The 6657-nt window shown below is 34.8% G+C and carries 6 protein-coding genes and 1 pseudogene; 2 read left to right on the top strand and 5 right to left on the bottom strand.

All coding sequences use genetic code 11. The annotated features are described in order from the left end of the window. Positions 1-61 precede the first annotated feature (61 nt). A pseudogene (gene carB, locus HRU49_RS02220) lies at positions 62-2092 on the bottom strand (carbamoyl-phosphate synthase large subunit); the annotation flags it as partial. Between the two features lie 98 nt (positions 2093-2190). Beyond that, on the bottom strand, positions 2191-2352 hold the full coding sequence (rpmH, locus tag HRU49_RS02215; RefSeq protein ID WP_138434274.1) for a 50S ribosomal protein L34: 162 nt from the start codon (positions 2350-2352) through the stop codon (positions 2191-2193). A 158-nt stretch (positions 2353-2510) separates the two neighbouring features. On the opposite strand from rpmH, the gene HRU49_RS02210 reads away from it, so the two are divergent. Then, entirely contained in the window at positions 2511-3089 is a 579-nt protein-coding gene (locus HRU49_RS02210) for a DUF2892 domain-containing protein (protein WP_296353707.1), read from the top strand. A gap of 35 nt (positions 3090-3124) precedes the next feature. Here HRU49_RS02210 and HRU49_RS02205 read toward each other — a convergent pair whose 3' ends face one another. Beyond that, positions 3125-4051, bottom strand: coding sequence for a lytic transglycosylase domain-containing protein (locus HRU49_RS02205; protein ID WP_296353706.1), 927 nt, complete (start codon positions 4049-4051; stop codon positions 3125-3127). 46 nt (positions 4052-4097) lie between these two features. Next, complete coding sequence (locus tag HRU49_RS02200; protein WP_296353704.1) at positions 4098-4760, bottom strand: alpha/beta hydrolase; 663 nt, start codon at positions 4758-4760, stop codon at positions 4098-4100. 176 nt (positions 4761-4936) lie between these two features. Here HRU49_RS02200 and HRU49_RS02195 point away from each other — a divergent pair, with 176 nt between their 5' ends. Continuing rightward, a complete protein-coding gene (locus HRU49_RS02195) occupies positions 4937-5233 on the top strand; it encodes an N-acetyltransferase (RefSeq protein WP_296353701.1) in 297 nt (98 codons plus the stop codon). 55 nt (positions 5234-5288) lie between these two features. On the opposite strand, the gene mtaB is transcribed toward HRU49_RS02195, so the two are convergent. Then, positions 5289-6620: a tRNA (N(6)-L-threonylcarbamoyladenosine(37)-C(2))-methylthiotransferase MtaB gene (gene mtaB / locus HRU49_RS02190; RefSeq protein WP_296353699.1), complete on the bottom strand. Its 1332-nt coding sequence runs from the start codon at positions 6618-6620 to the stop codon at positions 5289-5291. Positions 6621-6657: the final 37 nt, after the last annotated feature.

The raw sequence follows: 6657 nt of genomic DNA, 5'->3' as shown, positions 1-6657 counted from the left end.
AAGGAATATTATTATCTTTCAATAAGGTTGAGAAACTTCCCCTATCTTCAGCTAAATCCTAAGATTGGAAACTTGGACCCATAATCTTAACACCATAGCGTTCTAACTTCTCAGCAAGTTTCAAAGCTGTTTGTCCACCAAGCTGCACAATGACACCTTCTGGTTTTTCGTGTTGGATAATATCATAAATATGTTCCCAAAATACAGGCTCAAAATAAAGTTTATCTGCAATATCAAAGTCCGTAGATACCGTTTCCGGATTACAGTTAATCATAATGGTTTCGTAACCACACTCTGATGCCGCTAATACGCCATGAACACAGCAGTAATCGAACTCAATACCTTGACCAATTCTGTTAGGACCAGAACCTAATACAATAATTTTCTTTTTATCTGTTACTGCACTTTCATTTGCTACAAAGACGGTACCGTCTGCCGTTTCCATCTCACTCTCAAATGTTGAGTAGTAGTATGGTGTCTGTGCTTTAAATTCAGCAGCACAGGTATCAACCAACTTGTAAACACGATTAATATTAAATTCGCGACGTTTATTATATACTTGACTTTCTAAGCAGCCTAACATATGAGCAATCTGTCGATCTCCATAGCCTTTTTGCTTAGCTTCTAATAGTAATTCGCGATCTATAGTTTCAATATCGTAGGTTGAGATTTCTTTATGCAATTGGAATAATTCTTCATATTGCTTTAAGAACCACATATCAATTTTAGTAATCTCATGAATACGACTCAAAGGAATACCCATTTCAATGGCATCATATATGGCAAAAACACGATCCCAACTAGCATACTTCAGTTTATTGATAATAGTATCGTAATCTTTATAACCTTTACCATCTGCACCAAGTCCATTTCGCTTAATTTCTAAAGATTGTGTGGCTTTATGAAGCGCTTCTTGGAAAGAACGTCCAATAGCCATCACTTCACCAACAGCCTTCATCTGTAACCCTAAGGTTCTATCTGAACCTTCGAACTTATCAAAGTTCCAACGAGGAATCTTTACAATCACATAGTCTAATGTAGGCTCAAATAACGCCGATGTTGACTTTGTAATTTGGTTACTTAATTCGTCAAGCGTATAACCTAAAGCTAATTTAGCTGCGATTTTCGCAATAGGATAACCAGTGGCTTTACTAGCTAAAGCCGAAGAACGTGACACACGTGGATTAATCTCTATGGCAATGATTTCTTCTTCCTCATCTGGACTAACAGCAAACTGTACATTACAGCCTCCAGCAAAATCTCCAATACTACGCATCATATGAATTGCCATATCACGCATTTTCTGGAAAGTTTTATCTGATAAGGTCATTGCAGGTGCTACAGTAATAGAGTCACCAGTATGAATACCCATTGGGTCCATATTTTCAATGGTACAAATAATAACAACATTATCATTCTTGTCACGTAATAACTCTAACTCATATTCTTTCCAACCTAAAAGTGCTTTATCAATCATCACCTCATGAATAGGTGATATCTCAAGACCTCGTGTTAGCGATTCATCAAACTCTTCTTCATTATATACAATAGATGCTCCTGCGCCACCAAGTGTAAATGAAGCTCTAACACAAAGTGGAAAACCAAACTCTTGCGCAATTTCTTTTCCTCTTAAAAAGGACGTCGCTGGTTCTTGTGGTGCCATGCCAACACCAATCTTGGTCATTAAATCTCTAAATTTCTCTCTATCTTCAGTAATATTAATAGCGTCGATATTAACACCAATAATTTCTACATTAAAGTCTTCCCAAATGCCTTTTTCATCGGCTTCAATACATAAATTCAATGCCGTCTGTCCTCCCATAGTCGGTAATACAGCATCAATTTGTGGGTGTTCTTTTAAAATCTTTATAATCGACTTTGTTGTCAATGGCAACAGATAAACATGATCTGCCATTGAGGGATCCGTCATGATGGTTGCCGGATTAGAATTGATAAGAACAGTTTCAATTCCATCCTCTCTCAACGAACGTAATGCTTGTGAGCCAGAGTAATCGAATTCGCAGGCCTGACCTATGATAATTGGTCCAGAACCGATTAGTAAAATAGATTTTATGTTTTTATTTTTTGGCATGAGATTGTCTTTTGGTTTGCAAAAATAAATATCAATAGGGTATAAAAAAAGGCGTTACACCTAAGCAACACCTTTAAAATATTAACAATTGTTAATCATTATTTTTTATGTCTTAATTCTGAAGATACAGACAATTTCTTTCTTCCTTTAGCTCTTCTACGTGCTAAAACTTTTCTTCCGTTTACAGAAGCCATTCTTTCTCTAAAACCGTGCTTGTTTCTTCTCTTTCTTTTTGACGGTTGAAACGTTCTTTTTGGCATGTCTTATCTTTTTATAATCTTTTTTATCGCTTTTGCTTTGGCTTATTCCAAAACTGCGTGCAAATATACAACAAGTTTTTACTTTAGCAAGCTTCAAAATAAAATTATTTCTATAGAAATTTATTAACTTTGCCCACCTTAAAAAATAATCTGAATATATGTTCAATAAAAATATAAAATTAGTTCTTGCAGGTTTAATAATTGCATTTGCAGTCTACCAATTTACCGAAGGTTATATCGGTAATGGTATAATGTATATCCTGTTATCCTTAGTATTCATTTTCTTATACTTTAAAAACGAAATGATATTATTGGCCTTCTTTAGACTGCGTAAGCAAGATTTTGCCGGCGCCAAAAAGTGGTTAGATAAAATTAAAAACCCTAAAGGAGCTTTAGTTAAGAAACAACAGGGGTATTTAAACTACCTTAATGGTATTATGGTGTCGCAGTCCAATATGAATGAAGCTGAAAAATACTTTAAAAAAGCGATCGATTTAGGATTATCTATGGATCACGATCTTGCTATGGCAAAATTAAATCTTGCAGGTATAGCTTTTTCAAAGCGAAGAAAACAGGAAGCTCAAAAATTACTAGCAGAAGCTCAACAACTTGATAAGCGTAATATGTTGACTGAGCAAATTAAAATGATGAAGCAGCAGATGAAAAAAGCCTCAATTCCGAAACAGCATTACGGACAACCAACTTCGGCGAGACAGAATCGAAGAAGTAGACGATAAAAAAAAAGGCTTGAATATATTTCAAGCCTTTTTTTCTATTTATAGTACCCTTCTTTAGGAATCTCTATGGTATATTTTTTTCGTGATTTATTATTGAGATGACGTTCTCTCAACCAAGGGTTATGAATCTTAAGAATTTTATAATTTATTCCAAAGCTCTTAGCAAAAGTTGAAAAATCAGTTACCGCTGTATCAACTTCCACTTTATAAGTTGGAATATAATTATACAAGTCTCCAGTATTAAAATTAAAGCCATAGGTAGATGGGTTGTTCAAAATTTCCTTCAGCGCAACAATTCTAAACATGTAACGACCTGTTTCTTCACCTAAAAGCAAATCGTAATAATCACTAACACCTTGCTCTTTTAAGCGTCTAGAAATACCTGCATTACCAGCATTGTAGGCTGCAGCTGCTAAAGTCCACGATCCTAACTCTTCTTTCGCTTTCTTCAAATATTTACATGCAACTTCTGTAGCCATTTCCAAATTATAACGCTCATCTACATTAGCATTAACCTCTAACCCATTCTCTCTTGCAGTTGTTTTCATGATTTGCCAAAACCCTCTCGCACCAGCCGGAGAAACAGCATTTGTAAGACCACTTTCTATAACAGCTAAATACTTAAAATCTTCAGGAACACCATTTTTCTTCAAAATAGGTTCAATAACAGGAAAATACTTTTGAGATCGTTTGAACATTAATAAACCATTAGACTGCCAATATGTATTGACTAGTAATTCTCTATCCATACGCTCAAAAATATCAGGATTCTCTACAGGTACCATTTCCCCGGCAAAGTTTAATCCTTCAGGCATCTCTAAGGCATATACATTATAATCATTAACAATAGGCGTTTCTTTTCCAAAAGTTTCATCGGAAGGTGCTTTCTGCATCGAAAAGATAAAAAGTCCAGAAACACAGACCAATCCAACAGCGGCTAATATATTTTTAAAAATGTGCATGGTATTATTTTTTTTAAATGTAATAAACTATTTAATTCTTTCAAATTCAAGACTCTATAAGTTTTGGTAGGTTTTCATTAAACCATTTATACTTATTGATGATCATAATATGAGTGCCTCCTTTTATAACAATACAATTGCCCTCACAAGAATACGGAAACACAATGTCGTTATCACCATGAATATAAATAGCATCTGGATGCGGCTCTTCTTGTTCCCAACACACAACTTGTTTTATCGCCCAATCCAAATAAGTTTTATCACTGACAGAGAGGTACTTTTTATATAAGTCAATACGCTTCTTTATTGTCTCACCAAAAGCATATTTTGCCAATAAATCAATATTTCCTACAAGCTGGGTTGGTAATATTTTATAGGCTTTGGTATGTTTTAAAAACTTTAAACGTTTAGGTAATTCATGATGGGTTTTAACACTGGATACAACAAAGAGATTTTTTAGGTTTAAAAAATGGCTCATCTCCTGAACTAATATGCCACCAAAGGACACCCCCAAAAGTACTATATGATCATGTTTAACGAAGCTACACATGCGCTTCGCATAATCTTGCAAGGACTCGTCTTTATTAGGGATCTGCCATTCTAACCAATGTATTTGGTAAGCAGATTCCGGTAACTTTATATACTCAAATATGCTTGGGTTTGCAGCCATACCAGGCATAAGATAAACATGGGTTTTAGTCGAGTTCATGAGTCAATTTTTAGCAAGGCTATTTTTGATGCCACTTATGCGCCAATCACCTATACTTAAAGGTTTTAAAAGCAAACACTTACAACTCTCGTTGATTTTTTGTACCTTTGCACTGCAAAATTACAGAAAATGTAGTATCTACTTGCCAACCGCTAACTTAAAAAACAAAGAAAATTATGACTGAAACTGCTGAATTGATTGATAATGACTTTCTGCGTCAATATGAATTAAAGGTTGAAAATGATATGGCTGTTATAGAATATTCTTTACAAGAGCGTAAAATATTTTTAACAAAGATGATTATTCCTGAAACAATTAAATCCCTCGAGTTTGAAAAAGAGTTTTTAGCTATGGTATTCGATGATATTAAAGATCGTAATATCAGTATGGTGCCAACAAGTCCAGAGATTGCAAAATTTGTAAGAGGAAATAGAAAATATAAGCGAATGCTACCTGTTGGTATTCGCATATAATTGAAAAAGAAATAAATTAAAAACCCGAAACTGTGATAGTTTCGGGTTTTTTGATTTAGGATACTAGTGTTTTTATAAATTCAAATCTCACCAATCCGTCGTCATCAATAGTAGTGAGTTTAACCTCATGAAGTGTATTTACAAGTTCGGGATTCCAAGGTGTTTTTACTTTAACATAGTTTTCGGTAAAGCCATGTATATAGCCTTCTTTGTTTTCGCCTTCAAACAAAACGGTACGTTTAGAACCTAATTGTTGCTCATAATAAGCACGACGTTTTTTAGCCGATAAACCACGTAGCATTTTGCTACGTTTTGCTCTCACATTTTTAGGCACTACACCTTCCATCTCTGCAGCCTCTGTATTATCGCGCTCAGAATAAGTAAACACATGCAAATAAGAAATATCTAACGTGTTTAGGAAGTTATAGGTTTCTAAGAAGTGTTCATCTGTTTCACCAGGAAATCCTACAATAACATCTACTCCTATGCAAGCATGTGGCATTACCTCCTTAATCTTACTTACACGATCTGTATATAATTCTCTCAAATAGCGACGCTTCATCTTTTTTAAGATGTCATTGCTACCACTTTGTAACGGCACATGAAAATGCGGCACAAAAGCTCTTGATTTAGACACTAAATCAATAGTCTCATTTTTTAGAAGGTTTGGCTCTATTGAAGAAATACGTAAGCGCTCAATACCTTCAACTTTATCTAACTCAGTCACTAAATCTAAAAAAGTATGCTCATGTTTTTTATTTCCAAATTCACCTTTCCCATAATCACCAATATTGACACCAGTTAACACAATCTCCTTTATACCTTGTTCTGAAATCTCTCGAGCGTTCTTCAGTACGTTTGTCATGGTATCACTTCTGGAAATTCCTCTAGCTAAAGGAATGGTACAGTAGGTACATTTATAATCGCAGCCATCTTGAACTTTCAAGAATGCTCGTGTTCTATCACCAATTGAATAACTTCCAACATAAAAATCGGCTTCTTCAATTTCACAGCTATGTACTTCGCCAAAATGGTTTTTGGAAAGGTCGTTAAGATAATCTGTGATTTTAAATTTTTCAGTAGCACCCAAGACTAAATCTACACCATTAACATCAGCTAACTCTTCCGGCTTAAGCTGTGCATAACAACCAATAGCAGCAACAAAGGCGTCAGGATTTACCTTTTGAGCTTGCTTCACAATGGTTTTAAAGCGTTTGTCAGCATTTTCAGTAACGGAACAGGTATTAATCACATAAATATCCGCTGTTTCACTAAAGTCTACACGCTGAAAACCCTCATCTTTAAAACTTCTTGCTATTGTAGAAGTTTCAGAGAAGTTAAGCTTACAACCTAAGGTGTAAAATGCGACTTTTTTTGTTGGGTTCATTCTTGTATTTTTACCAAGTTGGCAAATTTACAACATA

Origin of the sequence: Winogradskyella sp., assembly GCF_013213975.1 — a bacterium.
Lineage (GTDB): Bacteria > Bacteroidota > Bacteroidia > Flavobacteriales > Flavobacteriaceae > Winogradskyella.
This window is presented reverse-complemented; position numbering and strand designations above follow the sequence as displayed.

What these genes read in the sequence shown, in the direction of transcription:
- rpmH (WP_138434274.1), bottom strand. Translation starts at nt 2,352, where the DNA reads ATGCCAAAAAGAACGTTTCAACCGTCAAAAAGAAAGAGAAGAAACAAG.
- HRU49_RS02210 (WP_296353707.1), top strand. Translation starts at nt 2,511, where the DNA reads ATGTTCAATAAAAATATAAAATTAGTTCTTGCAGGTTTAATAATTGCA.
- HRU49_RS02205 (WP_296353706.1), bottom strand. Translation starts at nt 4,051, where the DNA reads ATGCACATTTTTAAAAATATATTAGCCGCTGTTGGATTGGTCTGTGTT.
- HRU49_RS02200 (WP_296353704.1), bottom strand. Translation starts at nt 4,760, where the DNA reads ATGAACTCGACTAAAACCCATGTTTATCTTATGCCTGGTATGGCTGCA.
- HRU49_RS02195 (WP_296353701.1), top strand. Translation starts at nt 4,937, where the DNA reads ATGACTGAAACTGCTGAATTGATTGATAATGACTTTCTGCGTCAATAT.
- mtaB (WP_296353699.1), bottom strand. Translation starts at nt 6,620, where the DNA reads ATGAACCCAACAAAAAAAGTCGCATTTTACACCTTAGGTTGTAAGCTT.